The sequence below is a fragment of the Microbacterium sp. CFBP 8801 genome, assembly GCF_014839455.1.
GTDB lineage: Bacteria > Actinomycetota > Actinomycetes > Actinomycetales > Microbacteriaceae > Microbacterium.
This window is the reverse complement of record NZ_JACYNU010000007.1, coordinates 154,995-181,186: the sequence shown is the minus strand read 5'-3', so window position 1 is coordinate 181,186 and position 26,192 is coordinate 154,995. Positions and strand designations below refer to the sequence as shown.

Sequence of the window (26,192 nt, the reverse complement as noted above, 5' to 3'; positions counted from 1 at the left end):
CGGGCGGCGTCGACGCCGCGGCCGGGGCGTGTGCCGAGGCGGCGGACGGGGCGGTCGACGGGTCGAGGGGCACAGGAAGAACCGGTGCCCCCGACGGCGGCGCGAAGACCACCTCGGTCGCCGCGACCGGAGCCGAGGCCGCCGCGGAGGGCTCCGCCGCCACCGAGGCCGCAGCTGCGGCGTCAGTCTTGGCTGCAACGTCGGTCGCGGCGGGGGCACGGGGCACCTCGGTGGGGGCCGGCCCCGCCGGCGCGGGGAACCCCGGCGGAATCTCCGACACCGCCGAGGTCCGCTCCCCCGCTGCCGGAGCCTCGACGGCCGCAGCCGCCGCTTCCGCGACCGCGGCGTCGCGGTGGACCCGCAGGAGCACGTCGGTGCGCTCGTCGACGAGCTCGACGATGCGTTGCGACAGCTCGAGCACGCGCGCGGTGCGTGAGTCGGCGAGGTTCAGTCCGCACGAGACGCACGGCGTCGCGGTGATCGGGGTGAAGCACGACGGGCAGCGCGAGGTGTCGACGAGCGCTCCCGACCTCGGCGGCCAGGCAGGACCGGAGAACTCTCGTCCACCATCGACTTCCGTCATCGTGCCCCCTCGGCGTCGGTCGTCGACCCCAGGCTAACGAAGTCCTGCCCGCGGCCCGTGTCATCCACTCGCGCCCCTCCTCCCCAGGGGGCGGGTGCGGCCATCGACCGAACAGCCGATCCCCCCGCGCTCCGCGGGGACCGTGTCGCGCGACCTAGTCTGGACACCGTGCGGGTGAGGTTCTTCGGCGGCCTGGCCGTGACATCCGACGACGGCGAGGCCGTCGTCGTTCCCGGGCGTGCGCGACAGGCCCTGCTGCTGCGCCTCGCCATCGATGCCGGGACGACCGTGGGCACCCGCGCGCTGGCCGAGGACGTCTGGGGGCGCGACGCCCCCGACGATCCCCGCGCGGCCCTGCAGTCGCTCGTCTCGCGCCTGCGCGGGTCGCTGCCGGCGGGGCTCGTCACGTCGACCCCCGGCGGGTACCGGCTCGAGCTCACACGCGACGACGTCGACGTCACCCGCTTCGCCGACCTGGTCGCCGAGGCCCGAGCGGCGAACGACCCCGAGCGCGCTCGCGCGGCGCTGGCGCTGTGGATCGGCGACGTGTGGACCCCGCACGAGGGCTTCGACTGGCTGGTGCGCGATCTGCTCGAAGACCGCGCCCACGTCGAGGGCCTGATCGCCGCCGCCGCGAAAACATCGACGGCATCCCCGCCCACCGCGTCCGCATCCCCGCCCGCCGCGTCCGCACCGGCGGCGTCGCCCGTCGGAGCCGCGCTGACCGCCCTCGTCGGCCGCGGCGACGAGCTCGACGCGATCAGCGAGCGGCTCCGCACCGACCGTCTCGTCACCGTCATCGGTCCCGGCGGCGCCGGCAAGACCACGCTCGCCATCGAGACCGCCCGCGCGGTCGCCGATTCGATCGTCGTCGAGCTCGCCCCGGCCGCCGCCGGAGACGTGTGGACCGCGATCGCCGGCGCCGTCGGCCGTCGCATCCGCCTGCCCGAGACCGCGGCCACCCCGGCCTCTCCGCTCGACCGGGTCACCGAGGCCGTGGCCGGCCGCGACGTCGTGATCGTGCTCGACAACTGCGAGCACCTCGTGCGCGAAGCCGCGGAGGCCGCCCTGGCGCTGCTGCGCATGAGTCCCGGCGTGCGCGTGCTCACCACCAGCCGCGAGCCCCTCGGCATCCCGGGCGAGGCGTTCGTCGATCTCGGGCCGTTGCCGCCGACCGATGCCCGGATGCTCTTCGCCCAGCGCGTGCGCTCCGCACGCGGCCGCCTGCCCGACGACGACGAACGCGCCACGGCGGAGCGCATCGTGCAGCGCCTCGACGGCCTTCCGCTCGCGATCGAGCTCGCCGCCGCCCGCACTCGAACACTCACCCTCGCCGAGATCGACGCCGGCCTCGACGACCGGTTCGCGCTGCTGTCGCACGGTCCCCGCCTGAGCGTGGAGCGCCACCGCACCCTGCGCGCCCTCATCGACTGGAGCTGGGACACCCTCTCTGCGGGCGAACGCATCGCACTGCAGGCCTCGGCCGTCTTCGCCGACGGCATCGGCGCCGGGGACGCGGCGGCCGTGGCTGCCGCCTTCGAGGTGGATGCCGAGGAATTCGACGCCCTCGTCGACCGCTCGCTGCTCGTGCGTCGCGACGCCCGCTTCCGCATGCTCGAGACCGTGCGCGAGTACGGGCTCGACCGCCTGCGCACCGACGGCGCCGCCGAGACGTACCGCCTGCGCGCGGCCGTGGTGCTGACGGAGCTCGCCGCCGCCCGCGAGGCGCGCACCCGCGGACCGGGCCTGCGCGACGCCCTCGCCTGGTTCGACGCGAACGACGAGAACCTCACCGCGGCCCTGCGCGTCTGCGCCGAGGCGCACGACCGGCGCGCGGGGGTGCGCCTGCTGCGGAGTCTCGTGTGGCCGTGGGCCGTGCGCGAACGCACCGACGACCTGCGCCGCGCCGTCGCCGAGTTCGCCGATCCCACCGCCGCACTCGACGACGAGCCCCGCGTGGTGGTCGAGGCGGTCGCCCTGTTCGCCGCAGCGTTCCCCGCGCCGGGTCGGCCGTCGACGGTGACCCTCGAGAGCTACACCGCCCGCCGCGCCGAACTCGAGCAGGCGGCTCACCGGAATCGATCCGACGTCACCGCGCTGGTGCCGCCCCTGCTGCGCCTGGCCCAGACGGTGCTGCGCAGCGGCGCCGGCGACGCCGCGCGCACGTGGCACGTCGACGTCACCGACGAGGAGTTCGCCGCCGCCCCGGCGTGGACGCGCGCGATCCTGCACGCGCTGCGGGCGGGAGCGGCGCAGAACTCCGGCGACATGACCGCGTTAGACCGTGAGAGCGAACGCGCGCTCGCGATGTTCGAGACGATCGGCGACCCGTGGGGCACGGGCTTCGCGAGCCAGTTGCGCGCGGAATGGCTCACGCTCGCCGGCCGCCTCGACGATGCCCTGGCCGTCACGGACCGCTCGGCGGCGGCCGTGCAGGGCCTGTCGTCGGTCCCCGACGTTCTGCAGCAGCAGTCGCAGGCGGTGGGCATTCTGCTGCGACTCGGCCGCCTCGACGAGGCACGGGTCCGCGCGCGCGCGATCGACGACGCGGCCCAGGCCGACGGATCGGTGCGCTCGCTCGCCCAGGCGTACATGACCGCGGCCCAGGTCGAGGTCGCGGCGGGCGACGGCGAGGCCGCCCTGCGCGTGGTCGGCCTGGTGGATCTGCGCGGGCAGCCCGGCATCCCCGAGCAGTTCTCGGCATGGCTCGACGCGCAGCGCGCCCAGGCCCTGCTGCTGCTCGGCCGAGACGACGAGGCCCGCGTGACGCTGCGCACCGCGCTCTCGGCGGCGATCTCGTCGCAGGACCACCCGATCATCGCGTCGGTGCTGCTCGCCGTCGCGGGGTGGAACGCCGTCACCGGGCGCTCCGCCCGAGCGCGCCAGGCCCTCGCCCGCGCCACCGCGGTGCGCGGGGCCGCCGACGTGCACGACCCGTTCCACGTGTGGGTGAGCGCACGCACCGGAGCGGGCGCCGAGGAGACCTCGGCGCCCGCTGCTGGCATCCGTTCCGCCCTGTCGGACGTGGATGCCGAGACCCTCACGGCCCTGCTCGACTAGGCCTTGCGCATGTAGGCGCGCACCGTGAGCGGGGCGAAGACCGCCACGATCACCGCGGCGCCGAGCAGCGACACGAGCACGTCGGAGCCGACGACGCCGTTGTTGACGAGATCGCGCACCGCCGACACCAGGTGCGACACCGGGTTCGCGTCGACGAACCACTGCAGCCACGAGGGCATGGTGTTCGAGGGGACGAAGGCGTTCGAGAGGAACGTCAGGGGGAACAGGATCAGCATCGAGATGCCCTGGACGCTCGATGCGCTGCGCGCGATGACGCCGAAGAAGGCGAAGATCCAGCTGATCGCCCACGAGCAGACGATGACGAGCAGTCCCGCGGCGACCACGGCCCAGAGCCCTCCGGCCGGACGGAAACCCATCAGGTAGCCCATCGCGAAGGTGATCGTGGTGGCGATCGCGTAGCGGACGGTGTCGGCCAGCAGGGCGCCCGACAGCGGCGCGATGCGCGCGATCGGGAGCGAGCGGAACCGGTCGAACACGCCCTTGTCCATGTCTTCGCGCAACTGCGTGCCCGTCACGACCGAGGTCGTGATCACGGTCTGCACGAGGATGCCCGGAATGATGATGGGCAGGTAGTTCTGCACGTCTCCGGCGATCGCCCCGCCGAAGATGTACGTGAACATCAGGGTGAACAGGATCGGCTGCACCGTGACGTCGATGAGCTGCTCGGGCGTGCGGCGGATCTTCAGCAGACCGCGGCCCGCCATCGTGAGGGTGTTCTGGACGGTCTGGGCGAGACCCGCGGTGCGGGGCAGGTCGCGCGAGAGGGTGAGGGCGCTCATGCGCGGACTCCTTCGAGAGGGGCGGCGCTCTCGCGCGCGCCGGCGTCGTCGGCCGGCACTCCGGCGCCGGTCAGGGTGAGGAAGACCTCGTCGAGGGTGGGCTGCTGCACGCTGAACTCGCTCAGGTGCACGCCCGCCTCGCGGAAGGCCACGAGCAGATCGGTGACCCGGTCGGGGTCGGACATCGGCACGGTGAGGCGCGCCGCCTCGGGCGAGACGATCGCCGTCGCGTCGAGCACCCGGGCCACGGTCGTGCGGGCGAGGTCGAGGTCGGAACCGGGCTGCAGCCGCAGCACGAGCGAGGCCTGACCGACCGACGCCTTCAGCTCGAGGGCCGTGCCCTCGGCGACGACGCGGCCGCGGTCGATGACGGCGATGCGGTCGGCCAGCTGGTCGGCCTCGTCGAGGTACTGGGTGGTGAGCACGACGGTGGAGCCCGACGACACGAGCCGCCGGATCGTGTCCCACATCTGCCCGCGGGTGCGGGGGTCGAGGCCCGTGGTGGGCTCGTCGAGGAAGATGAGCGGCGGCTGGGCGATGAGGGAGGCCGCGAGGTCGAGCCGGCGACGCATGCCGCCCGAGAACTTCGCCAGGGGGCGGGAGGCCGCCTCGGTCAGGCCGAACTCCTCGAGCAGGTCGCTCGCCTTGCGGCGCGCATCGCGGCGCGAGAGGCCGAGCAGCCGGCCGAAGATCATGAGGTTCTCGGTGGCCGAGAGCTTCTCGTCGACCGAGGCGAACTGCCCGGTCAGGCCGATGAGCTGGCGCACGACGTGGGGCTCTCGAGCGACGTCGTGGCCGAAGATCTCGGCGCGACCGCCGTCGGGACGCAGCAGCGTCGTGAGCATGCTGATGGTGGTGGTCTTGCCGGCGCCGTTGGGGCCGAGCACGCCGTAGACGGTGCCCGCCTCGACGACGAGATCGACGCCGTCGACGGCCCGGTTCGAGCCGAACGTCTTGACGAGGCCCTCGGCGCGGACCGCCGGGACGCGGGTGGATGAAGTGGTCATGACGCAAGAATGCGCCGGGGGCTCTGTCGCGCCCCTGTCACGGGGACGGGAACGCCGTCACGGCACTGTCGCGGCGCTGTCACGGACCCGTGAAACGACGAGACCGGATGCCGCGACCTCGAGGTCACGGCATCCGGTCAGTCGTGCGTGAGGGATCAGGCTCCGCGCAGGCGCTCGGCGAGGTAGCCGTGCAGGGCGTCGAGGCCGATGCGCTCCTGGCCCATCGTGTCGCGGTCGCGCACGGTCACGGCGTTGTCGTCGAGCGAGTCGAAGTCGACCGTGACGCAGAACGGGGTGCCGATCTCGTCCTGACGGCGGTAGCGGCGGCCGATGGCGCCGGCGTCGTCGAAGTCGATGTTCCACCCGGCCGCACGCAGCGTGTCGGCGACCTCGCGCGCCAGCGGCGACAGGCGCTCGTTGCGCGAGAGCGGCAGCACGGCGACCTTGACGGGCGCGAGGCGCGGGTCGAGCTTGAGCACCGTGCGGGTGTCGGTGCCGCCCTTGGCGTTGGGCACCTCTTCTTCGCGGTAGGCGTCGACGAGGAACGCCATCATGGCGCGCGTGAGACCGAACGAAGGCTCGATCACGTACGGCGTGTACTTCTCACCCGAGGCCTGGTCGAAGAAGGTGAGCGACTGGCCCGACGCCTCGGAGTGGCTCTTGAGGTCGTAGTCGGTGCGGTTGGCGACGCCCATGAGCTCGCCCCACTCCTTGCCCGGGAAACCGAAGCGGTACTCGACGTCGATCGTGCCGGCGGAGTAGTGCGCGCGGTCGTCCTCGGGAACGTCGAAGCGCTTCATGTTCTCGGGATCGATCCCGAGGTCGAGGAACCAGTTCCAGCACGCCTCGACCCAGTGCTCGAACCACTCGTTCGCCTCGGCGGGCGGCGTGAAGTACTCGATCTCCATCTGCTCGAACTCGCGCGTGCGGAAGATGAAGTTTCCGGGGGTGATCTCGTTGCGGAACGCCTTGCCCACCTGGCCGACGCCGAACGGGGGCTTGCGACGGGATGCCGTGAGCACGTTCGAGAAGTTCACGAAGATGCCCTGGGCGGTCTCGGGACGCAGGAAGTACAGGCCCGACTCGTCGTCGACGACCCCGAGGTAGGTCTTCACCAGGCCCGAGAACGACTTCGGCTCGGTGTACTGCCCCTTGTTGCCGCAGTTGGGGCAGGGCACGTCGGCCAGACCGTTCTCGGCCGTGCGGCCCTTGCGCGCCTCGAAGTCCTCGATGAGCGTGTCGGCGCGGAAGCGCTTGTGGCAGCTGAGGCACTCCACCAGCGGGTCGGTGAAGGTCGCGACGTGCCCCGAGGCCTCCCAGACCCGCTTGGGCAGGATGATGCTCGAGTCGAGCCCGACCATGTCGCCGCGCCCGCGCACGAACGTCTGCCACCACTGCCGGCGGATGTTCTCTTTGAGCTCGGTGCCGAGGGGGCCGTAGTCCCACGCGGAGCGGGAACCGCCGTAGATCTCACCGGCCTGGAAGACGAACCCGCGGTGGCGGGCGAGGGCGATGACCTTGTCGAGGCGGGACTGTTCGGCCACGGTGGCTCCAATGGTCGGGAAAGCTGTGGGGATGCGGCGCGAGTGCGCGGCTCCAGTTTATCGAGCGTCGGCCCTGCTCACCGTGTGAGCCTCTCGCGGCGCACGGTGAAGCGCTCCAGCGCCGCCGTGTCGATCTCGACGCCGAGGCCCGGACCGGTCGGCACGCGCACGTGTCCGTCGTCGAGCACGGCGGGTTCGGTGACGATGTCGTGCTCGTAGAAGCGGGCGGATGCCGAGATGTCGCCGGGCAGCGTGAAGCCCGGCAGGGCCGCGAGGGCGGCGTTGGCGGCACGGCCGATGCCCGTCTCGAGCATGCCGCCGCACCAGACGGCGATGCCGGCGTCACGGCACAGGTCGTGCACCGCGACGGCCTCGAGATACCCGCCGATCCGACCCGCCTTGACGTTGATGATCGACCCCGAGCCCAGCGCCAGGGCGTCGGCCGCCGCCTTCGCCGACACGATCGACTCGTCGAGGCAGACGGGGGTCCGCAACCGCGCGGCGAGCGTCGCGTGGTCGACGAGGTCGTCTTCCTGCAGAGGTTGCTCGATGAGCAGCAGGTCGAAGCGGTCCAGTTCGGCGAGGGTGTCGGCATCCTGCAGCGTGTAGGCCGAGTTCGCGTCGACCTGCAGCGGGATGGATCCGAAGGCCTCGCGCACGGCGGCCGTGTCGGCGAGGTCGCGCCCCGGTTTGATCTTGATCTTGATGCGCACGTAGCCCTCGTCGAGGTACCCGCCGACGACGTCGACGAGCGCCGCGGGGTCGCGCTGGATGCCCACCGAGACGCCCGAGGGCACGCGGTCCTTCTCGGCGCCGAGGTACTGCCCGAAGCTGCGCCCCTCGGCGCGCAGGGCGGCGTCGATCACCGCGAGCTCGAGCCCCGCCTTGGCCATGCGGTGCCCGACGAACGGACGCAGGATGCCGGGAACCTCTTCGGGCGCGAGCAGGCGGCGCTCCAGCAACGCCGGCGCCAGGTACCTCGCCAGCACGTCCCACGCGCTCGCGGTGTACTCGCTGGAGTACAGCGGAGCGGCCATGGTCACCACCTCGCCCCACCCCCGCCCGTCGGGGGTCTCGGCCGCGACGACGATCACCTCGCGCACGGTCTCGGTGCCGAACGACGTCGTGAAGGGCGAGACGAGCGGGATCTGAAGTACGCGCAGCTCGATGGCGTCCAGGGTCACGGGGGCGGCGGCGCGGGTGAGCGGCATGAGGGCAGGCTAGCCGGGCCGGGACCGTAACGCCCGCGTCCGACGCTGGCAAGGCCGCCGACCGCGCCGGGGCGCACGCGTAGCGTCGGTCGCATGAGCGACTTCACCCCGCGCCACGCGATCGTCACCGGCTCCGACTCGGGCATCGGTGCCGCCACCGCCCTCGCCCTGGCCGACGCCGGCATCGACGTCGCGATCACCTACCACTCCGACAAGGACGGCGCCGAAGAGACCGCCGAGGCCGTCCGCGGCCGCGGCGCCCGCGCGATCGTCGCGCAGTTCGACGCCACCGACTTCGACTCCGTCCCCGACGCCGTGAACGCCATGGCCGACGAGCTCGGCGGACTCGACGTCTTCGTCAACAACGCGGGCGGCGGCATCGGGGGCACGTTCCTCGACCTCGACCTGAAGACCTGGCGCACCGACATCGCCCTCAACCTCGACGGAGCGTTCCTCGCCCTGCACACCGCGGCCCGCCGCATGGTGCAGGCCGGTAACGGCGGTCGTCTCATCGCGGTGTCGAGCGTGCACGAGCACCAGCCCCGCGTGGGCTCCGCCCCCTACGTCGCCGCCAAGCACGGTCTCGGCGGCCTGATCAAGACGATGGCGCTCGAACTCGGCCAGTACGGCATCACCGCGAACGCCGTCGCCCCGGGCGAGATCGCGACGCCGATCAACGACATGTCGGCCGACGACGCGGAGCGCACGCACCGCCCCGGCATCCCCCTCGGCCGCCCCGGCAAGCCGAGCGAGGTCGCCGATGTGATCCGCTTCCTCGCGTCGCCCTCGGGATCGTACGTCTCGGGCGCCAGCTGGGTCGTCGACGGCGGAATGCTGCAGATGGGCCCGCAGGCGGGCTCCCACATGGAGTCGGACGCCTGGCGTTCGGCGGGCGAGGAGTGAGCGCGATGAGCGACGAGAAGAGCTTCGAAGAGAACCGTCACGACCAGTTGACGAGCGCACCGAAGGCGACCGAAGAAGACGCCGCCCCGCGTTTCGACGTCACCGAGCACGACGGGGTCACGCGCATCGACGTGCGCGACGACGCGGCCGTGCGCCCGGGCCCCGGCCAGGGCGACCCGGCGGCCGAGAAGGACACCCCGATCACCGAGCAGTGATCCCTGCTGCGTCGCCCGCCCCCACGGAGCGGGCGACGCGAGGCGTCACCGCACGATGAGGTATCCGCGTCGATCGAAACCGCCGACGCGGTGACCGGATGCCCGGTGCTCCCGCAGCTCGTCGCGCACGCGCACGCGCCACTCGGCGGCGGCCACCGGGTCGCTGCGGCGGAGCGCCGCGACGTCGTCGGGCACGGCCACGGCGGCGAGGATCTCGGCATCCGCGGGGGTCGGTGCGGGCGGCTCGGCGAGCGCCCACGCGACCATGAGGCGGTCGGACTCGTCGCCGCGGTTCACGGCGTCGTCCATCTCGCCGTACTGGTTGACGAGGTAGTCGGTGACGCGAGCGCCGAGGACGGCCAGGTTGAAGTGGGCGTTGCGCGCGACGAGCGGGTCGAAGGTCCAGGTGATGTGCCCGACGCCGCGCTCCAGCGCCCAGGCGCGCTGATGCTCTTTCAGCTGACGACCGAGGCCGCGGCCCTGGTACCCGGGCAGGATGCCGGTGATGTGCGAGTGCATCGAGCGTTCGGCGGGCGGCGCGAAGAACGCCGCCGACGCGCCGACCATGCGATCGCCGTCGAACAGGCCCACGACGTAGTTGCCCGCGTGTTCGAGGGCGCGCAGGATGTTCGCCGGCATCGTTCCGCGCTCGCCCCACACCTCGTCGAGTACCCCCGCGGCCCGGTGGATGCCGTCGATGTCGCCCAGCGTGCGGATGTCGATCGCGCTCATGCTCCGAGTCTCGCACCGGGTCGGCCGGGCGCGTGTCGGGGAAACCCCGTCGGAGCGTGACGATTCCGCCGCCCGGTACGTCTCCTCCGTGACGACACCGTCACCTTCACGAGAGGACATCGACATGGCATCCACGATCATCGACTCCCGCGTCACGTCGCTCGAGGTGCACCCGTGAGGCGCGTGACCTCGGGTGCCCGTCGCCGGCCCCGCGGCGTGTTCATCGCCACCGGCGTGGGTGCGGCCCTCACGGTGATCATCGCCCTCGCGCTGTACCTGCCCCTCGTCGGCTTCCTCGCCGCGACCACGGCCGGCACGGCGGGCCTCGTTCCGTTCCCCGTCGGCGGTGTCGCCCTCGCGACCCTGCTCGGCGTCGTCGTGGCCGCGGGCGCCCTGCTGGTGGCGGTCACTCGCCGCCGCGTCTGGCTCGCGTGGACCTTCGCGGTCGTCGCCGTGCTCGCCGCCCTCGCGACGACCGTGTATCCCCTCGTCGCGGTGGCCGTCGGCTCGGCCGGCCGGGCCTCCGACGTGGTGCCGCTGCTCATCGACCTCTGGCAGCGGGTGACCGGCCTGGGCTGACCGGAGCGATCCGTCCTCCCCTGCCGACCTCGCCGCGGGCGTCAGCGCGGCAGCTTGTCGAACCCGCCCACGTGACGGATCGTGCGCCCGCGCTCGACGGCGATCGCGATCCCCCCGACGAGCCACAGCGGCACCTGGGTGAGGAACGCCAGGCGGAAGGCATCCAGAGAATAGGTCGCCGGGGTCCCCGCCCCCTGCACGTCCATCGCGACGCCGATGAACAGGATCGCGAGGAGCGCGGCGAGGAAGCCGCCGCCGTTCACGATGCCCGTCGCGGTGCTGAGCCGGTGGCTGGGAGTGAAGGTGCGCGCGTGGTCGAACGCGATCATCGAGGCGGGTCCCCCCGTCGACAGCGCGAACATCAGCACGATCAGCAGCCACACCGGGGCGGGCCCCGGCCAGGCGATCACGGCGATCCACACCACCGCCTGGAACGCCACGACCGGGAGCACGAGCCAGCGCGAACGACGGGTGGGATGCCGACTCGACAACGCGCCGATGACCGGACCGCACACGATGCCGAACAGCACGAGCGTCGTCATGATCAACGACGCCGTCGCCGCCGGCAGCCCCTCGCCCGCGGTGAGGAACGGGAAGCCCCAGAGCAGCATGAACGCCGTCCCCGCGAAGGGGGTGGCGAAGTGCGACCAGAAGCCGAGGCGGGTGCCGGGGTGCGCCCACGACTCGCGGAACCCCTGCCGCAGGTCGGCCGCCGAGGTCACGACCCGGATCGCGCCGGTCTGCGTGTCGACCGAGGTGTCGACCGGGTCGGTACGACGCTCGGGCGGGCGGTTGCGGATGATCGCGTACGTCAGCACCGCGAACAGCACCCCGAGTCCCGCGACGCTGCCGAAGGCGACGCTCCAGCTCGTGGCGTGCAGCAGCGCGGCGAGCGGCACCACGGCGATGATCTGGCCGAACTGGCCGATGATGCCGGTGAGCTGCACCAGCAGCGGCGCCCGTTGCGCCGGGAACCACGTCGCGATCACGCGCAGCACGCTGGGGAAGATGGCGGCGTCGCCCGCCCCGATGAGCACGCGGGCCAGGATGCCGATCCCCACCGCATCGGCGAACGCCATCACCAGCTGGCCGAGCGCCATGAGCACCATGCCGATCGCGATCATGGGCCGCGCGCCGAAGCGGTCGAGCAGCAGGCCCACCGGGATCTGCATGGCGCCGTAGACGAAGAGTTGGATGACGGCGAACATCGACAGCGCCGACGCATCGGCGTGGAAGCGGGTGGCGGCATCGACGCCCACGGCCGAGAGCGACGTGCGGTTGACGATCGAGACGACGTAGGCGAGCAGACCGACGCCCCACAGCACCCAGGTGCGCCACCCCGGCCGGTCGAGGCGCAGGGCGTTGTTCACGTCTCCCAGGCTAGCCCCGCCCGCCGACATCGAGGCTGGTGCGGTCAGCCCGGCGCACCGGGGCGCGATCGGCGCACCGGGGCGCACGATGACCGCCCCGCTGCACGAACAGCGCCCCGCTGTGCGCCCCGCTGTGCGCCGCAACCTGGTCGGCGACCGCGTCGGCGCACGGCAGAATGGTCCGATGGTCTCCGCGAGCCCCCACCTGCAGCCCGATCACGCGTGTCTCATCGTGCACGGCAGTGACACCCCCGGCATCATCGCCGCCGTCTCGGCCCTCATCGCGCGACAGGGCGGCAACGTCGTCGCCTTCGACCAGTACTCCGACCAGCTGCGCGGCGGCGCGTACTTCCAGCGCGTGGTGTTCCACCGCCCCGACCTGCCCGCGGCCCTGCCCGAGATCGAGGCCGACCTCGCGAAGACGCTCGGCGACGGCTTCGAGCTCGAGTGGACCCTCACCGACCTCTCGACGCCGAAGCGCATGGCGATCCTGTCGTCGAAGCAGGACCACTGCCTTCTCGACCTGCTGTGGCGTCACCGCCGTGGCGACCTGCCCGTGAGCATCCCCATGGTGGTGTCGAACCACACCTCCTCGGCCGACGACGTGCGCTCTTTCGGCGTTCCGTTCTTCCACGTCCCCTCGACGCCCGGGCCCGACAAGTCGGCATCCGAGGCCCGCATCCTCGAGCTGCTCGTCGGCAACGTCGACTTCATCGTGCTGGCGCGGTACATGCAGATCCTCTCGCCCGACTTCCTCGAGAAGATCGGGGTGCCGGTGATCAACATCCACCACTCGTTCCTGCCGGCCTTCATCGGCGCGGAGCCGTACAAGAAGGCCAAGCAGCGCGGGGTCAAGCTCATCGGCGCCACCTCGCACTACGTCACGAGCGACCTCGACGAGGGCCCGATCATCGAGCAGGACACCGTGCGCGTCACGCACGCCGACTCGGCGGCCGAGCTCGCCCGTCGCGGCGCCGACGTCGAACGCCAGGTGCTCTCGCGCGCGGTCCTGTGGCACGCCGAAGACCGCGTGCTGCGCGACGGCAACCACACGATCGTCTTCTGACGCGGTCGCGAGGCGGCGTCGCTACCGCCACGCCCGACCGAGGACGCATTCGTTCGTCGAGACCGCATCCGATCGAGCGCACTCACGTGCGACCTCGACGAACGGATGCGTCCTCGACGAACGGATGCCGCTTCGACGGCGCCCAGCCCGTCCACCGTCTCAGTCGGGATCGCTCGCGCGGCTGAGCGGGCCGCTCCCACCCCGCGGCGGCTGCTTGCGCTGACGCGCCAGCTCGCCGCCGACGCGCCCGCCGTACGGTCGGCCGTGGTCGGCGAACTCAGCGCGGAAGTAGGCGAGCCGCCAGTCGCCCAGCTCGATACGCGCACCGGTGCGCAGGATGCGCCCGCCGCGGTCACGACCCGGGCCCTGCTCCCGCGCCCCGCCGCCCCCGACCTCGTCGAAGCCGTACAGCACGTACTCGTCGTCGCCCTCGTGGCGGATCTCGGCGTGCACCGGCGCCAGGCCGGGCAGGCGCAGGTCGACCTCTTCGCCCGAACCGATCACGGTCTTCTCGGGCAGCAGGTCGAACTCGCGCGGCCGCGAGCCGTCCCACGTCGCGTCGCCGACCGCGAAGATCAGGCGCGGCCGCCCCGAGCCGGGCGTGTAGTGCGTCGTGGTGATGCGGCGGCGCACGGTGCGGTTGACGGTGGGAACCAGCGGCATCGGGGTGCCCGGCGGGATCGGGAAGACCGACCCCCGACCGTTCCGTTTCATCAGCAGCGGTGCCACCGCCGCGACAGAACCCAGTCGGATGTGCGCCGACCCCGTGACCGCCCGCTGCAGGACGCTGCGCTTGACGTCGCCGAGGTGCAGGATCGGACCGTCCGGCCCCTCCACGCGCACCGAGATGCCCCGGGATGCCAGGGCATCGGCCAGGGTCGACAACTCGCCCAGGGTGCGCCGACCGCGGCCCGGCAGGCGCGAGGGGTCGCTCACGAAGACGCGCACCTCGGAGCCCGCGGCGGTCACCGTGCCCTCGAACGGAGGCGACCCGGCATCCTCCGTCTCGTCGCGCTCCGAGAAGGCGAGGTCGATGTCGAGACGCACCATGACGGCGCCGCCCCTCAGCTGCCGCGGTGCGGGTCGGACCCGGCCGCGGTGTCGTCGCTCGTCGTGACGCGCAGGGTGCCGTTGAGCTTCCAGGTCGCGCGCGGGGCGTCGGGGCCGATGTCGCGGGGAACCTCGACGGTCATGTCGACGAACGAGTAGTTGACGGCCGCTCCGCGACCGGTCAGGTACGACCACATCTCGCGACCGAGGTCGGTCCAGTCGGTGATGGAGTGGCCCTCGGGGCCGGCGTTGTCGGCGAACGGGTCGGTGGTGGAGGAGTCGGACATGGCCCCGGTCCCTTCTTTCGTGTGGAGGCCAATAGCGTCCCAGCGACCCTCCGCACCGGGGAAGGGATTGCGTTCGCGCCCCCGGTGGGGGAGCATTCTTCGCCGCCCGTCAGTACACGTACTCCATCAGCTCGACACCCAGCACGCGGAAGGCGTCGTGCGCCCGCAGACGGTGGGCGATCGAGAGGTCGTCGAAGTTGACGATCAGCGCGAACGCGACGCCCGCGCGCGGTCCGCCCAAGACGCCGGCCTCGGCGCGCACGCCCGCCGCGCGACCCGTCTTGTTGACGAACAGCAGACCGTGCTGATCGTTCTCGTGGGCGAAGGGATCGAGGCCGGTGGCGGATGCCACGAGCGACAGGTCGTGGTTCAGGCTCAGCCACTCCGCGACCTGCGCGCTGACCCCCGGCGACACGATGGTCGAGTTCACCAGACCGGCGAACACGTGCGCCATCTCGCGCGCCGTGGACAGGGCCAGATGGGGGGCGTCATCGGGTCCGCGGGCGTCGCGAAAACGGTCGAGCAGCGCCGTGCGCCGCAGGCCCAGCTGTTCGACCCGCGCCCGCACCGATTGCAGCCCCACCCGGTGCACGAGGGCGTTGACCGCCAGAGCGTCGCCCGACGACGCAGCCAATGCCGCGAGATCGGCCACGGGCAGCGCCGGGGCCTTGAGGTGCTGCCAGACCCCGCCCTGGGCGGCGTCGTGCACCGACGCGCGGTCGACGATCTCGAGCGGGTCGAGGCGCCCCGCCTCGATCGCGGCGGCGACCTCGATCAGCAGCGGCACCACGCCGAGACCGCCGACGGGCAGCGTCACGAAGTCGTCGCCCGACAGCACCTCCGCCCCACCGTCGAGATCGTCGATGCGTACCGAGACCTTGGCCCCCGACGCCGCCAGCTCGTCGAGCGAGCGCAGCGTCGCCGTGAACGACCGACGACCGGCCGCGGCGCGACGCGGGAGGCGCTTGGGCCCCTTGCGTCCCGCTCCGCGGAGGGCGGGGGCGTCGCGACGAGACGACGACTCCACCGGCCCGCCGACGGGGTCGGGCACGGCGGGCTCGGGAACCGGGGGCATGCCCACGAGCGTGGCTCCTTCCGGGTCAGGAGGGCAACAAACGCGACCTCACCAAATGGTGACGCGCTGGTCGGCGTCGAGCCAGAGGGCGTCGCCCTCGGTGACTCCGAACGCCTCGTAGAATGCGTCGATGTTACGCACGATCTGATTGCAGCGGAACTCGTTCGGCGAGTGCGGGTCGATGGTGAGCAGCCGGATCGTCTCGGCGTCGCGCCCCTTCTGCTGCCAGATCTGAGCCCAGCTCAGCAGCAGACGCTGGATGCCGGTGAACCCGTCGACGTCGGGGCCCTCACCCGCCGTCTCGCCCTGTCCCTCGAGGAAGAGGCGGTATGCCGCGATCGCGATGCCGAGGCCGCCCAGGTCGCCGATGTTCTCGCCGATGGTGAGGGCGCCGTTGACGTGGTGCTCGTGGGCGAGGCCCTGCGGCACGAGCGCGTCGTACTGGGCGATGAGGGCCTTGGTGCGCTCCTCGAAGGCCGCGCGGTCGGCATCCGTCCACCAGTCGCGCAGCGACCCGTCACCGTCGAAACGGCTGCCCTGGTCGTCGAAGCCGTGTCCGATCTCGTGACCGATCACCGCACCGATGCCGCCGTAGTTGGCCGCGGCGTCACGGTCGGCGTCGAAGAACGGGTACTGCAGGATCGCGGCGGGGAACACGATCTCGTTCATGAGCGGGTTGTAGTACGCGTTCACGGTCTGCGGGGTCATGTACCACTCGTCGCGGTCGATCGGCTGGCCGACCTTCGCGAGCTGGCGGTCGTGCTCCCACAGGTGAGCGCGGCGCACGTTGCCGATCAGGTCGTCGGCGACGACCTCGAGCTCGCCGTAGTCCTTCCAGCGCACGGGGTAGCCGATCTTCGGCGTGAACGCGTCGAGCTTCGCGAGGGCGCGCTCGCGCGTCTCTTCGGTCATCCACTCGAGGCCGCGGATCGACCGACGGTACGCCTCGATGAGGTTGGCGACCAGGCCGTCCATGGCGTCCTTCGCCGCCGGCGGGAAGTGCCGCTCGACGTAGACCTTGCCGATCGCCTCGCCCAGGGCGGCCTCGACGAGACCCACCCCGCGCTTCCAGCGCTCGCGGTTGACCGGCACGCCCGTCAGCTGCGTGCCGTAGAAGGAGAAGTTCTCGGCGACGAAGTCGTCGGAGAGGAACGACGCCGCGGAGTGCACGATCTTGAACCGCACCCACGCCTTCCAGTCGTCCAGGCGCTCCTCGACCAGCAGCCCCCCGAGCGACTCGATGAAGCTCGGCTGGTAGACGACGACCTCGGCGAGCGCGTTCTCGTGCCCCGGCGCGACGGCGGAACGCCACGGCTCGAGGTCGAGCCCGGCCAGGGCGACGGTGTCGTCCCACGACTTCAGGTTGTACGTCTTGACCGCGTCGCGGTTGTCTTCGCGCGACCAGTGGTGCGTGGCGATCTCGGTCTCGAGGGCGAAGACACGGTCCGCGGATGCCGCGGCCTCGGCGACGCCGGCCAGGTCGAGCAGGCGCTCGATGTGGCCGCGGTACGCCGTGCGGGTCTCGTCGAAGTTCTCGAGGCGGTAGTAGCTCTCGTCGGGCAGCGAGATGCCGCTCTGGTACAGCACCGGGACGTAGCGGGTGGGCGCGCCGGGGTCGGGCTCGACGAACAGCGCCAGCAGACCGCTGACGCCGTCGCGTTCGAGGTCGCCGATGAGCTGCAGCAACGAGGCGATGTCGGTCACGGCGTCGACGCGCTCCAGGCGGGCCTCGATGGGCGCGCGGCCGAGCTGCTCGATGCGCTCGGTGTCCATGAAGCTCGCGAAGAGATCGCCGATCTTGCGGGCCTCGGTGCCGGGCTCGGCATCCTGCGACTCCTGCACGATGGTGCGCACGTTCGCCTCGGCCTGCTCGGCGATGAGGTGGAACGAGCCCCAGCGGGCCTTGTCGTCGGGGATCTCGGTGCGCTCCAGCCAGCGGCCGTTCACGTGGCGGAACAGGTCGTCCTGCGGGCGGATCTCGTCGCTGAGCTCTTCGAGCGCGAGACCGGAACGGAGGTTGTCGGTCATGCAGTCAGGATAAGTGCCCCACATCGGTGCGGGCTCGGAACGGCGGTCGATGACCGCACGCTCCCGGGCGGTGTCGCACCCCCGCCCTAGGCTCGGAGCGTGACCACCCGCCCACCCGAGACGCTGAACCGCGCGATCCTCAGGCTCGCCGTTCCGGCGCTGGGCGCGCTCATCGCCGAGCCGCTGTTCCTCATCGTCGACGCGGCGATGGTCGGGCACCTGGGCGTGGCGCCCCTGGCCGGTCTCGGTATCGCGGGAGCGGTGCTGCACACCGTCGTCGGACTCATGGTGTTCCTCGCGTACTCGACAACCCCCGCCGTGGCACGCCGCTTCGGCGCGGGCGAGTTCGGTCGCGCGGTCTCGGTGGGCATCGACGGCATGTGGCTCGCCGTGGGTCTCGGCGCGCTGCTCGCGGCGGTCGGCGTGCTGGCGACGCCCGCGATCGTCGACGTGTTCGGCGCCGCCCCCGACGTCGCCGAGAACGCGCGCACGTACCTGTCGATCTCGATGTGGGGCCTGCCCGCCATGCTGGTCGTGTTCGCGGCGACCGGGTTGCTCCGCGGGATGCAGAACACCGTGACGCCGCTGTGGATCGCCGGTCTCGGCTTCGGCGCCAACGCGCTGCTCAACGCCGTCTTCATCTACGGCTTCGGCTGGGGGATCGCCGGATCCGCCGCCGGAACGGTCGTGGCGCAATGGGGAATGGTCGGCGCGTACGTGCTGGTCGTGCGGCGATTGGCCCGTCGGCATTCGGCGTCCATCCGCCCCGAGCGCGCGGGGCTGAGCGGCACGGCCCGTTCGGGCGGCTGGCTGTTCCTGCGCACGGTGAGCCTGCGCGTGGCGTTCCTCGCCACCGTGGCCGTCGCGACCGGTCTCGGCTCGGCGGAGCTGGCGGGGTGGCAGATCGCGTTCACCATCTTCTCGACCGCGGCGTTCGCCCTCGACGCGCTCGCGATCGCCGCGCAGGCGCTGATCGGCAGCGCCCTGGGCGCCGGTGACTCCCCGACCGTCGGCCGGGTGCTGCGGCGCACGAGCGCCTGGGGTGTGTGGTTCGGCCTCGCCGTGGGGGCGATCGTGGCCGCCGCGTCGGGCGTGGTGGGGCTCGTGTTCACCGGCGATCCCGCGATCGCCGCCCTCATCCAGCCGGCGCTGCTCGTGCTCGCCCTGGCGCAGCCGCTCGCCGCTTTCGTGTTCGTGCTCGACGGGGTGCTGATCGGCGCGGGCGACGCGCGCTACCTCGCCCTCGCGGGCGTGCTCAACCTGGTGCCGTACGTGCCCGCGCTGGTGCTCGTGGCGCTCTTCGCCGGCGGCGGCGCCACGGGGCTCGCCTGGCTGGCCGCGTCGTTCTTCGGCGTCTACATGCTCGCGCGCGCGCTCACCCTGGGGCTCCGCGTGCGCGGGCAGAGGTGGATGACGGCGGGCGGGTGACGCCCGCCCCTCGATCCCACGGGCCGACCTCGCCGCGGAGCCGGTGAGGGCAGCCACCCGACCCGCGTCGGGGCTCAGCCGCGGGCGTCGACGCCCTCGGCCGCGACCTCGTCGAGCACCGCGGCGACGGCTTCGATCTCGACCAGTTGGCTGTCGTAGCCCAGCACCGTGACCCCCATCAACGTGCTCGGCACGTCGTGGTCGCCGAACGCGGCGCGCACGACGTCCCACGCCGCGACCAGGTCGGCTTGACGCGTGGATGCCACGAGCACCCGTGTCGAGATGACGTCGGTGAGCTGCGCCCCGGCGTCGGCGAGCGCGGTGACGAGGTTCTCGACGCACCTCCGGGCCTGTGCCGCGACGTCACCCACCCCGACGGTCGTGCCGTCGGCGTCCAGGGGGCAGGAGCCCGCGAGGAAGATCAATCGGGCCTCGGCGGGGGCTGTCGCGGCGTAGGCGTACTCGGCGACGCTCGACAGCGAGGCCGAACGGATGAGGGTGACGGCTTGCGGCATCCCTCCACCCTCGCACGGGCTCACGCCCAGCGACGGCACCATTCGTACATGATCACGGCGGCCGCCGACGCGGCGTTGATCGACCGCGTCGAGCCGTACTGCGTGATCTCGACCACGCCGGTCGCGGCCTCGATCGCCTCGGGCGACAGACCCGGGCCCTCCTGGCCGAACAGCAGCACGCAGCGCTCGGGCAGGTCGGCCCGGTCGACCGGCACCGATCCCTCGACGTTGTCGACGGCGATCACGGGCAGACCCGCCTCGCGCGCCCAGGCGGTGAACGCCGCGACGTCCTCGTGGTGACGCACGTGCTGATAGCGGTCGGTCACCATCGCGCCGCGGCGGTTCCACCGGCGCTTGCCGACGATGTGCACCTCGGCGGCCAGGAAGGCGTTGGCGCTGCGGACGATCGATCCGATGTTGAGGTCGTGCTGCCAGTTCTCGATCGCGACGTGGAAGGGATGCCGCTGCGCGTCGAGGTCGACGACGATGGCCTCCATCGACCAGTAGCGGTATCCGTCGACGACGTTGCGCGTGTCGCCGTGGGCGAGGAGATCGGGGTCGTACCGCGGGTCGTCGGGCCATTCCCCGGGCCAGGGTCCGACGCCGTGGGTCGGGGCGGCGGCGCCCCCGTCGGGTTCTGGCGCGACCCGGGGCTCGGGCGCGGGGTCAGCGGCATCCGTCACCGGTTCAGGCTACCCGGGCCGCATCCGCGGCCACTCCCCCGCTTTTCGGGCGCCCGAAATATCGATAGGGTTTCGGCATGCCGAAAAATGACCTGGTCGCCGACCGACGCCACACCCCCGGGCGTGGGCTGTGGCTGCTCGGACCGGCGATGGTCGCGGGGGTCGCCTACCTTGACCCCGGCAACGTCGCCAGCAACATGACCGCCGGCGCGACCTTCGGCTACCTGCTGGTGTGGGTGGTCGTGCTGGGCAACGTCATGGCGTGGCTCATCCAGTACCTCTCGGCCAAGCTCGGCATCGTCACCGGCGAGAGCCTGCCCCAGGTGCTCGGACGCCGCATCCAGCGGCCCTGGGCCCGACGCCTCTACTGGGTACAGGCCGAGCTCGTCGCCATGGCCACCGACATCGCCGAGGTCATCGGCGGCGCCGTGGCCCTGAACCTGCTGTTCGGCATCCCGCTCGTGTGGGGCGGCGCGATCACCGGCGTCGTGTCGATGCTGTTGCTCGTCGTGCAGTCCCGGCGGGGTGCGCGGGCGTTCGAGACCGTGCTGATCGGGCTCCTGCTCATCATCGCGGCGGGATTCACCTTCGGCCTGTTCTTCGCGCCGCCCGACCCCGCCGGCGTGGTCGAGGGGCTCGTGCCGCGTTTCGAGGGGACGAACTCGGTGCTGCTGGCCGCGTCGATCCTCGGTGCGACGATCATGCCGCACGCCATCTACGCGCACTCGGCGCTCAGCCGCGACCGCTTCGCCCCCGGGTCGCCGACGGCGGCAGCCGACCTCGAGCAGGCCCGCGGCATCTCGACGCTCCGACTGCTGCGCGCCACCCGCTGGGACGTCACCATCGCCCTCGTGGTCGCCGGAACCGTCAACCTCGCGATCCTGCTGCTGGCCGCGGCGAACCTCGCCGGCGTCGACGGCACGGACAGCCTCGAGGGCGCCTACGCGGCTCTCCGCGACGGACTCGGCCCGGTCGTGGCGACCATGTTCGCCGTCGGGCTGCTCGCGAGCGGGCTCGCCTCGACCTCGGTCGGTGCGTACGCCGGCGCCGAGATCATGCACGGCCTGCTGCGCGTGCGCGTCCCCCTGCTGGTGCGGCGGCTCGTCACCCTCATCCCCGCACTGGTCATCCTGGCCCTCGGCGTCGACCCCACGCTCGCGCTCGTGCTCAGCCAGGTCGTGCTGTCGTTCGGCATCCCGTTCGCGCTCATCCCCCTCGTCGCCCTCACCGCGCGGCGCGATCTGCTCGGCGCGCACCGCAACCGGCCACTCACCACCGCCGCCGGGGTGCTGGCATCGGTGTTCCTGGTCACTTTGAACGCCGTGCTCCTGTGGCTGGTCTTCGCCGGCGGATAGGCTGACGACGTGGAATCGCCCGTGTCCGACGACTATCTCAAGGCGATCTACCACCACACCGAGTGGCAGGACTCCCCGATCACGCCCTCGCAGCTCGCCGCCGTGCTGGGCCTGGCCCCATCGAGCGTGACCGAGATGGTGAAGAAGCTCGCCGCGCAGGGCCTGGTGACGCACCGGCCGTACGGTCCCGTCTCGCTCACCGCGGCGGGCGGCCGCCGCGCCGCCGGGGTGATCCGGCGCCACCGCCTGATCGAGACCTGGCTCGTGCGCGAGTTCGACTACGCCTGGGACGAAGTGCACGACGAGGCCGAGGTGCTCGAGCACGCGCTCAGCGACCGACTGCTGGAGGGCATCGACGCCCGGCTCGGGCGACCGCGCTTCGACCCGCACGGCGATGCGATCCCGGATGCCGACGGCACGGTGCACCGCGAAGCCTTCGTGCTGCTCGCCCAGGCGCCGACGGGCCACACCGGGCGCGTGCTGCGGGTGAGCGACCGTGACCCCGAGCTGCTGCGGGCGCTGGTGGAGCGCGGCATCGACGTGGGGCACGAGATCGAGGTCGTCTCCGACGCCGTGGTGCGCGTGGACGGCGTCGACGTGACGCTTCCCGACGACGCGGGCACCTCGGTCTGGCTGACGCGCTGAGGATCGCCCCCGCTGTCGCTACGCTGACCCCACCGGCACCCTGCCCCGCCGTCGATCGTGAGGCCCCCATGACCACTCCCGCCACGGTGCGTCGCCCCGTCGCCGTCACGGTCGCGATCGTGCTGGTCTACCTGGGCGGGCTGCTCAACACGGCGCTGGGCATCTTCGTGCTGCTCACCCGCTACGACGTGACCGACGACCTCGTGCTCCCCGTCTCGCTCGTGGGTGCCGCGACCATCCTGCTGGGCCTGCTCACCGTCGCCGGCGGCTCGGCGCTCGCGCGCGGCAGTCGCCTCGCCCGCACCCTGCTCACCACCTACCTGACGGTCCTGGTCGTCCTGCAGGCCGCGGCGCTGGCGTTGACCGAGCTCGACCCGACGATCATCGTGGCGCTGATCGCGGCGCTCACGGTCATCGCGGCGATGTGGATCCCCCCGCACGCCCGACGCTACTTCGCGCGCACGGGCGCCGAGTCTGCTGCCTCGACGCCGATGATCTGACCCGTCGCGTCAGCGCCGAGGTCCCTCGACATCGGCCCGCAGCAGACGCCGCACGAACCGGCGATGGGCGAAGCGCACCGCCTCGATCGCGGCGATCGCGACCACGACGATCATCGTGATCAGTACCGCTCCGTCTTCGCCCGGGTCGCGCAGCTGGAAGAAGTCGCCCAGCGCCGGCACCGTGAAGATGGCCGTGAGGGCGATGAACATGGCCCCGATGACGAGCACCTTCACCCGCGTGACGGGGCGCGAGAGCACCGTCAGCACCCAGATCGCGACGATGGCGAGGATGATCGTCGCCCCGGTGCGCAGCTGCTCGACGCTCAGCCCCATGCCCAGCGCGAACCGCGTGTACACGGTGAGCGCGATGGCGATCACGATCCCGGCCGGGATCGCGAAGCTCAGCGACCTCTTCAGGAAGCCCGGCACGTAGCGCTGCGTGTTCGGGAGCAGGGCGAGGAAGAACGCCGGGATGCCGATCGTGAGGCCATCGGTGATCGACAACTGCCGCGGGAGGAAGGGGAACTCCATCACCAGCGCCCCGAACAGCACGGCGAGACCCGTCGCGTAGACGGTCTTGGTGAGGAAGAGCATCGACACGCGCTCGATGTTGGCGATCACCTGACGACCCTCGGCGACCACCGACGGCAGGTGCGAGAACCGACCGTCGAGCAGCACGAGACGCGCCACCGCCTTGGTGGCCGCCGCGCCCGAGTTCATCGCGATGCCGATGTCGGCCGTCTTGATCGCGAGTGCGTCGTTGACCCCGTCGCCCGTCATGGCCACGACGTGCCCGCGCGCCTGGAGGGCGGTGACCATGCGCCTCTTCTGATCGGGGGTGACCCGGCCGAACACCGTGTGCTGCTCGAGGATCTCGCCGAGCTCGACGTCGTCATCGGGGAGGCGCCGGGCGTCGTAGCCCTCGTCGACCTCGAGCCCCACCTCGCGCGCGATCGCGGCCACGGTGCGGGGATTGTCGCCCGAGATCACGCGCACGCCCACGCCCTGGTCGCGGAAGTAGGCCAGCGCCTCGGCGGCGTCGGGGCGCACCGCCTCGACGAACGTGAGTACGGCGACGGCCACGGGCGCGGCGGGAAAACGTTCGGCTTCGACATCGGCGTCGTCGAGCGGTGCGTCGGTATGGGCGAGCACGAGCGTGCGGCGCCCCGACGACGCCAAGCGGGTCACCGCCGCACCCAGCTCGGTGCCGGCGTCGCCCGCGACGTCGCCGAAGACCATCTCGGGCGCACCGAGCACCCAGGTGCCGGACGGGCCCGCGGCGAACGACACCGCGCTCCATTTGCGTGCCGACGAGAACGGGATGCGCCGGGAGGCGTCGAGCGGGGCCTCGGCGGGGAACGGCTCGCGCAGGCACTGCGCCGTGGCGTTGGCGTCGGGCGCCGCCCCGTACCACCCCAGGGTCTGCTGCCACCCCGCCCGTTCGGCCAGCGGCAGCGCGGCGTCGAACCGGATCTCGCCCGCGGTGAGCGTGCCCGTCTTGTCGAGGCAGATGACGTCGACGCGCGCGAGACCCTCGACCGCCGGCAGCTCGTTGACGAGCACCTTCTGCCCCGCCAACCGGGCCGCCCCGACGGCGAACGCGATCGAGGTCATCAGCACGAGCCCCAGCGGGATCATCGCGGTGAGCGAGGCGATCGTGTTCACGACGGCCTGCGACCAGGTGCCCTGCTGCCACGCCTGCACCCACCCGCCGGCGACCATCATCTGGGCGTTCAGCACGAGCAGTCCGATGGGACCGACGCCCCAGCCGACCCACCGCAGCACGCGGTCGATCGAGGTGCGCAATTCGCTCGAGACGAGCTGGAAGCGTTTCGCCTCGGTGGCGAAGGCGTTCGCGTACGACTCGGCGCCCACGCGCACGACGCGGGCCGTGCCCTCGCCCGCCACGACGATCGATCCCGACAGCGACTCGTCGCCGGGCCTCTTGTCGACGGCATCCGACTCGCCGGTCAGCATCGACTCGTCGATCTGCAGCGCCCCCGAGTCGACGACGACGGCGTCGGCCGACACCTGGTCGCCGGCGCGCAGCACGAGCAGATCATCGCGCACGACCTCGGACGGGGCGATCTCGACGTCGACCCCGTCGCGGCGCACCCGGGCGCGCGGTGCGTTGAGCAGCGCGAGCCGGTCGAGCGCCGCCTTCGCGCGGAACTCCTGCACGCATCCGATCACGGCGTTCGACAACGCGGCCACGCCGAACAGGGCGTCCTGCCACCGGCCGAGCAGCAGCAGAACGAGGAAGCACGCGCCGACGATCCCGTTGAAGAGCGTGAAGACGTTCGACCGCACGATGTTCCACGCGCTGCGGCTGCTGTCGGCGGTGAACGCGTTGGTCTGCCCCGAGGCGACCCGTTCGCCCACCTCGGCCGCGCTCAAGCCACGGGCGTCGTCGAACTCGATGCTGTCGGCGATCGCCTGGTCCATGCGATCACTGTAGGGCCCGCCGGCGACATCGACGGGGGCGGATCACGACGCCGCGCGCCGCGCGCGGTCGAACGGCCAGCGCACGTGCGTCGCCGTCTCGCACGCGCGCCACAGCTCGGCGCCGAGTTCGCTCCCGCGGATGCGTCGCGCGGGCGTGGCCGGGCGCGGGGCACCCCGCGCGACGAGTGCCGGCCCGTACATGGCCCCGCCCTCGGCGTGCGGGTCGACGAGCGCCCGCACCAGCGCCCAGGCGCCGTGCTCCTTGGACTGGGTGATGGGCGCCTGCAGGTTGTCGAGGAAGCGCTCGAGCCGCGTCGGCTCGTTCACGCCCCGGATGCCGCGGGTGCGCCCGCTCGTGGAGTAACCGGGGTGCGCGACGAGGCTCTCGACGGGCACGTCGTGGGCCCGCAGCCGCCGGTCGGCCTCGAGCGCCAGGGCGGTCGTCGCCGCCTTCGACTGCACGTACGCGCGCCACGGGGTGTAGCCCTCGGTGAGCTCGGGGTCGGTGGGAACGTGCCTCCACAGCGAGGTCGACATGCTCCCCACCCAGACCATGCGGCCCCGCGCCGTGGCGAGGGGCTTGAGCAACTCGCCCGCCAGGGCGAAGTGCCCCAGAACGTTGGTGGCGAACACGAGCTCGTGCCCGCCGGCCATCTCTCGGGTCTTGGGCGGGTGCACGACGCCGGCGTTCAGCAGCAGACCGTCGAGCCGGCCGCGTGCGCGGGCGGTGGCGGCCGCCGCCCGCACCGACCCCATGTTGCTGGTGTCGAGCAGCAGCGTCTCGATGTCGGCATCCGGATCACCGCGCGTGACGGCGGCCTTCGCCGCGGCCAAGGCGTTGGGGTTGCGTCCGGTCAGCACCACGTGGGCTCCGGCGGCGGCGAGCTGCACACACGAGAAGAAGCCGAGGCCGCGCGTGGCTCCCGTGACCAGGTAGGAGCGCCCCGTGAGGTCGGGGAGGTTCTCGGGGTCCCATTCGGTGCGCGCCACCCTTCGACCCTAACCAGATCGCGCGCCGCCGTCACGGGCGCATTCCGTGCGAGGAATATCGGCACGCGGGAAAATTTTCCGAACATCGCGTGACGAATCGTCCCGTCGTCCCGTCTCATCC

General features: G+C 72.1%; 23 protein-coding genes and 1 pseudogene. 9 read left to right on the top strand and 15 right to left on the bottom strand.

Annotated features, from left to right (window positions below; all coding sequences use genetic code 11):
* Positions 1–583 (bottom strand): annotated as a pseudogene (locus IFR11_RS10650) (hypothetical protein); the annotation flags it as partial.
* A 168-nt stretch (positions 584–751) separates the two neighbouring features.
* On the opposite strand from IFR11_RS10650, the gene IFR11_RS10645 reads away from it, so the two are divergent.
* A complete protein-coding gene (locus tag IFR11_RS10645) occupies positions 752–3,643 on the top strand; it encodes an AAA family ATPase (protein ID WP_191916131.1) in 2,892 nt (963 codons plus the stop codon).
* On the opposite strand, the gene IFR11_RS10640 is transcribed toward IFR11_RS10645, so the two are convergent.
* From IFR11_RS10640 to menC, 4 genes are all read right to left on the bottom strand, one after another.
* The gene (locus tag IFR11_RS10640) at positions 3,640–4,443 is read right to left on the bottom strand and encodes an ABC transporter permease (protein ID WP_055832750.1); all 804 of its coding nucleotides are present in this window, start codon (positions 4,441–4,443) and stop codon (positions 3,640–3,642) included. The two genes, IFR11_RS10645 and IFR11_RS10640, sit on opposite strands and share 4 nt — an antisense overlap.
* A complete protein-coding gene (locus IFR11_RS10635; RefSeq protein WP_070409067.1) occupies positions 4,440–5,450 on the bottom strand; it encodes an ATP-binding cassette domain-containing protein in 1,011 nt (336 codons plus the stop codon). The genes IFR11_RS10640 and IFR11_RS10635 overlap by 4 nt, the downstream gene beginning before the upstream one ends.
* Before the next feature lie 155 nt (positions 5,451–5,605).
* Positions 5,606–6,994 carry a glycine--tRNA ligase gene (locus tag IFR11_RS10630; RefSeq protein WP_191916130.1) on the bottom strand — a complete coding sequence of 463 codons (1,389 nt, stop codon included), beginning with the start codon at positions 6,992–6,994 and terminating at the stop codon, positions 5,606–5,608.
* A gap of 77 nt (positions 6,995–7,071) precedes the next feature.
* Positions 7,072–8,205, bottom strand: a complete 1,134-nt coding sequence (gene menC, locus IFR11_RS10625) for an o-succinylbenzoate synthase (RefSeq protein WP_191916129.1) — start codon at positions 8,203–8,205, stop codon at positions 7,072–7,074.
* A gap of 93 nt (positions 8,206–8,298) precedes the next feature.
* On the opposite strand from menC, the gene IFR11_RS10620 reads away from it, so the two are divergent.
* Positions 8,299–9,108, top strand: a complete 810-nt coding sequence (locus IFR11_RS10620; RefSeq protein WP_191916128.1) for an SDR family oxidoreductase — start codon at positions 8,299–8,301, stop codon at positions 9,106–9,108.
* A gap of 5 nt (positions 9,109–9,113) precedes the next feature.
* Positions 9,114–9,323, top strand: coding sequence for a hypothetical protein (locus IFR11_RS10615; protein ID WP_055832745.1), 210 nt, complete (start codon positions 9,114–9,116; stop codon positions 9,321–9,323).
* A 45-nt stretch (positions 9,324–9,368) separates the two neighbouring features.
* On the opposite strand, the gene IFR11_RS10610 is transcribed toward IFR11_RS10615, so the two are convergent.
* On the bottom strand, positions 9,369–10,055 hold the full coding sequence (locus tag IFR11_RS10610) for a GNAT family N-acetyltransferase (RefSeq protein WP_191916127.1): 687 nt from the start codon (positions 10,053–10,055) through the stop codon (positions 9,369–9,371).
* 174 nt (positions 10,056–10,229) lie between these two features.
* On the opposite strand from IFR11_RS10610, the gene IFR11_RS10605 reads away from it, so the two are divergent.
* Entirely contained in the window at positions 10,230–10,634 is a 405-nt protein-coding gene (locus IFR11_RS10605) for an MFS transporter permease (protein WP_191916126.1), read from the top strand.
* Positions 10,635–10,675: 41 nt separating this feature from the next.
* On the opposite strand, the gene IFR11_RS10600 is transcribed toward IFR11_RS10605, so the two are convergent.
* Positions 10,676–12,004 (bottom strand): MFS transporter, encoded by a 1,329-nt coding sequence (locus IFR11_RS10600; RefSeq protein ID WP_070409059.1) that lies wholly within the window; start codon positions 12,002–12,004, stop codon positions 10,676–10,678.
* Between the two features lie 184 nt (positions 12,005–12,188).
* On the opposite strand from IFR11_RS10600, the gene purU reads away from it, so the two are divergent.
* Positions 12,189–13,070 carry a formyltetrahydrofolate deformylase gene (purU, locus tag IFR11_RS10595; protein ID WP_055833210.1) on the top strand — a complete coding sequence of 294 codons (882 nt, stop codon included), beginning with the start codon at positions 12,189–12,191 and terminating at the stop codon, positions 13,068–13,070.
* 159 nt (positions 13,071–13,229) lie between these two features.
* Here the strand turns inward: purU and IFR11_RS10590 are convergent, their stop codons facing one another.
* The 4 genes from IFR11_RS10590 to IFR11_RS10575 form a co-directional block, all read right to left on the bottom strand.
* The gene (locus IFR11_RS10590; RefSeq protein ID WP_055934832.1) at positions 13,230–14,120 is read right to left on the bottom strand and encodes an FHA domain-containing protein; all 891 of its coding nucleotides are present in this window, start codon (positions 14,118–14,120) and stop codon (positions 13,230–13,232) included.
* 14 nt (positions 14,121–14,134) lie between these two features.
* Positions 14,135–14,407 carry a hypothetical protein gene (locus IFR11_RS10585; RefSeq protein ID WP_055832739.1) on the bottom strand — a complete coding sequence of 91 codons (273 nt, stop codon included), beginning with the start codon at positions 14,405–14,407 and terminating at the stop codon, positions 14,135–14,137.
* Between the two features lie 109 nt (positions 14,408–14,516).
* Entirely contained in the window at positions 14,517–15,482 is a 966-nt protein-coding gene (locus IFR11_RS10580) for a serine hydrolase (protein ID WP_070409946.1), read from the bottom strand.
* Positions 15,483–15,530: 48 nt separating this feature from the next.
* On the bottom strand, positions 15,531–17,510 hold the full coding sequence (locus IFR11_RS10575; protein ID WP_191916125.1) for a M13 family metallopeptidase: 1,980 nt from the start codon (positions 17,508–17,510) through the stop codon (positions 15,531–15,533).
* 99 nt (positions 17,511–17,609) lie between these two features.
* Between IFR11_RS10575 and IFR11_RS10570 the strand changes: the two genes are divergently transcribed.
* Complete coding sequence (locus tag IFR11_RS10570; RefSeq protein WP_191916124.1) at positions 17,610–18,938, top strand: MATE family efflux transporter; 1,329 nt, start codon at positions 17,610–17,612, stop codon at positions 18,936–18,938.
* 74 nt (positions 18,939–19,012) lie between these two features.
* Here the strand turns inward: IFR11_RS10570 and IFR11_RS10565 are convergent, their stop codons facing one another.
* Both IFR11_RS10565 and IFR11_RS10560 read right to left on the bottom strand, forming a co-directional pair.
* Entirely contained in the window at positions 19,013–19,453 is a 441-nt protein-coding gene (locus IFR11_RS10565; protein WP_191916123.1) for a RidA family protein, read from the bottom strand.
* A 20-nt stretch (positions 19,454–19,473) separates the two neighbouring features.
* The gene (locus IFR11_RS10560; protein ID WP_191916122.1) at positions 19,474–20,136 is read right to left on the bottom strand and encodes an RNA methyltransferase; all 663 of its coding nucleotides are present in this window, start codon (positions 20,134–20,136) and stop codon (positions 19,474–19,476) included.
* 77 nt (positions 20,137–20,213) lie between these two features.
* Here IFR11_RS10560 and IFR11_RS10555 point away from each other — a divergent pair, with 77 nt between their 5' ends.
* From IFR11_RS10555 to IFR11_RS10545, 3 genes are all read left to right on the top strand, one after another.
* Positions 20,214–21,491 carry an Nramp family divalent metal transporter gene (locus IFR11_RS10555; RefSeq protein ID WP_191916121.1) on the top strand — a complete coding sequence of 426 codons (1,278 nt, stop codon included), beginning with the start codon at positions 20,214–20,216 and terminating at the stop codon, positions 21,489–21,491.
* A gap of 9 nt (positions 21,492–21,500) precedes the next feature.
* Positions 21,501–22,136: an iron dependent repressor, metal binding and dimerization domain protein gene (locus IFR11_RS10550; RefSeq protein ID WP_191916120.1), complete on the top strand. Its 636-nt coding sequence runs from the start codon at positions 21,501–21,503 to the stop codon at positions 22,134–22,136.
* 68 nt (positions 22,137–22,204) lie between these two features.
* Positions 22,205–22,636, top strand: a complete 432-nt coding sequence (locus IFR11_RS10545) for a hypothetical protein (protein WP_191916119.1) — start codon at positions 22,205–22,207, stop codon at positions 22,634–22,636.
* 9 nt (positions 22,637–22,645) lie between these two features.
* Here the strand turns inward: IFR11_RS10545 and IFR11_RS10540 are convergent, their stop codons facing one another.
* Together IFR11_RS10540 and IFR11_RS10535 are read right to left on the bottom strand one after the other, a co-directional pair.
* A complete protein-coding gene (locus IFR11_RS10540) occupies positions 22,646–25,081 on the bottom strand; it encodes an HAD-IC family P-type ATPase (RefSeq protein WP_191916118.1) in 2,436 nt (811 codons plus the stop codon).
* A gap of 42 nt (positions 25,082–25,123) precedes the next feature.
* Positions 25,124–26,071, bottom strand: a complete 948-nt coding sequence (locus IFR11_RS10535) for an SDR family NAD(P)-dependent oxidoreductase (protein ID WP_055832730.1) — start codon at positions 26,069–26,071, stop codon at positions 25,124–25,126.
* Between the last annotated feature and the right edge of the window lie 121 nt (positions 26,072–26,192).

Bases quoted from the DNA above. Each gene is read 5' to 3' on its own strand.
- IFR11_RS10640 (WP_055832750.1), bottom strand. From the start codon at position 4,443: ATGAGCGCCCTCACCCTCTCGCGCGACCTGCCCCGCACCGCGGGTCTC.
- IFR11_RS10635 (WP_070409067.1), bottom strand. From the start codon at position 5,450: ATGACCACTTCATCCACCCGCGTCCCGGCGGTCCGCGCCGAGGGCCTC.
- menC (WP_191916129.1), bottom strand. From the start codon at position 8,205: ATGCCGCTCACCCGCGCCGCCGCCCCCGTGACCCTGGACGCCATCGAG.
- IFR11_RS10620 (WP_191916128.1), top strand. From the start codon at position 8,299: ATGAGCGACTTCACCCCGCGCCACGCGATCGTCACCGGCTCCGACTCG.
- IFR11_RS10615 (WP_055832745.1), top strand. From the start codon at position 9,114: ATGAGCGACGAGAAGAGCTTCGAAGAGAACCGTCACGACCAGTTGACG.
- IFR11_RS10610 (WP_191916127.1), bottom strand. From the start codon at position 10,055: ATGAGCGCGATCGACATCCGCACGCTGGGCGACATCGACGGCATCCAC.
- purU (WP_055833210.1), top strand. From the start codon at position 12,189: ATGGTCTCCGCGAGCCCCCACCTGCAGCCCGATCACGCGTGTCTCATC.
- IFR11_RS10590 (WP_055934832.1), bottom strand. From the start codon at position 14,120: ATGGTGCGTCTCGACATCGACCTCGCCTTCTCGGAGCGCGACGAGACG.
- IFR11_RS10585 (WP_055832739.1), bottom strand. From the start codon at position 14,407: ATGTCCGACTCCTCCACCACCGACCCGTTCGCCGACAACGCCGGCCCC.
- IFR11_RS10580 (WP_070409946.1), bottom strand. From the start codon at position 15,482: ATGCCCCCGGTTCCCGAGCCCGCCGTGCCCGACCCCGTCGGCGGGCCG.
- IFR11_RS10575 (WP_191916125.1), bottom strand. From the start codon at position 17,510: ATGACCGACAACCTCCGTTCCGGTCTCGCGCTCGAAGAGCTCAGCGAC.
- IFR11_RS10565 (WP_191916123.1), bottom strand. From the start codon at position 19,453: ATGCCGCAAGCCGTCACCCTCATCCGTTCGGCCTCGCTGTCGAGCGTC.
- IFR11_RS10555 (WP_191916121.1), top strand. From the start codon at position 20,214: ATGCCGAAAAATGACCTGGTCGCCGACCGACGCCACACCCCCGGGCGT.
- IFR11_RS10545 (WP_191916119.1), top strand. From the start codon at position 22,205: ATGACCACTCCCGCCACGGTGCGTCGCCCCGTCGCCGTCACGGTCGCG.
- IFR11_RS10540 (WP_191916118.1), bottom strand. From the start codon at position 25,081: ATGGACCAGGCGATCGCCGACAGCATCGAGTTCGACGACGCCCGTGGC.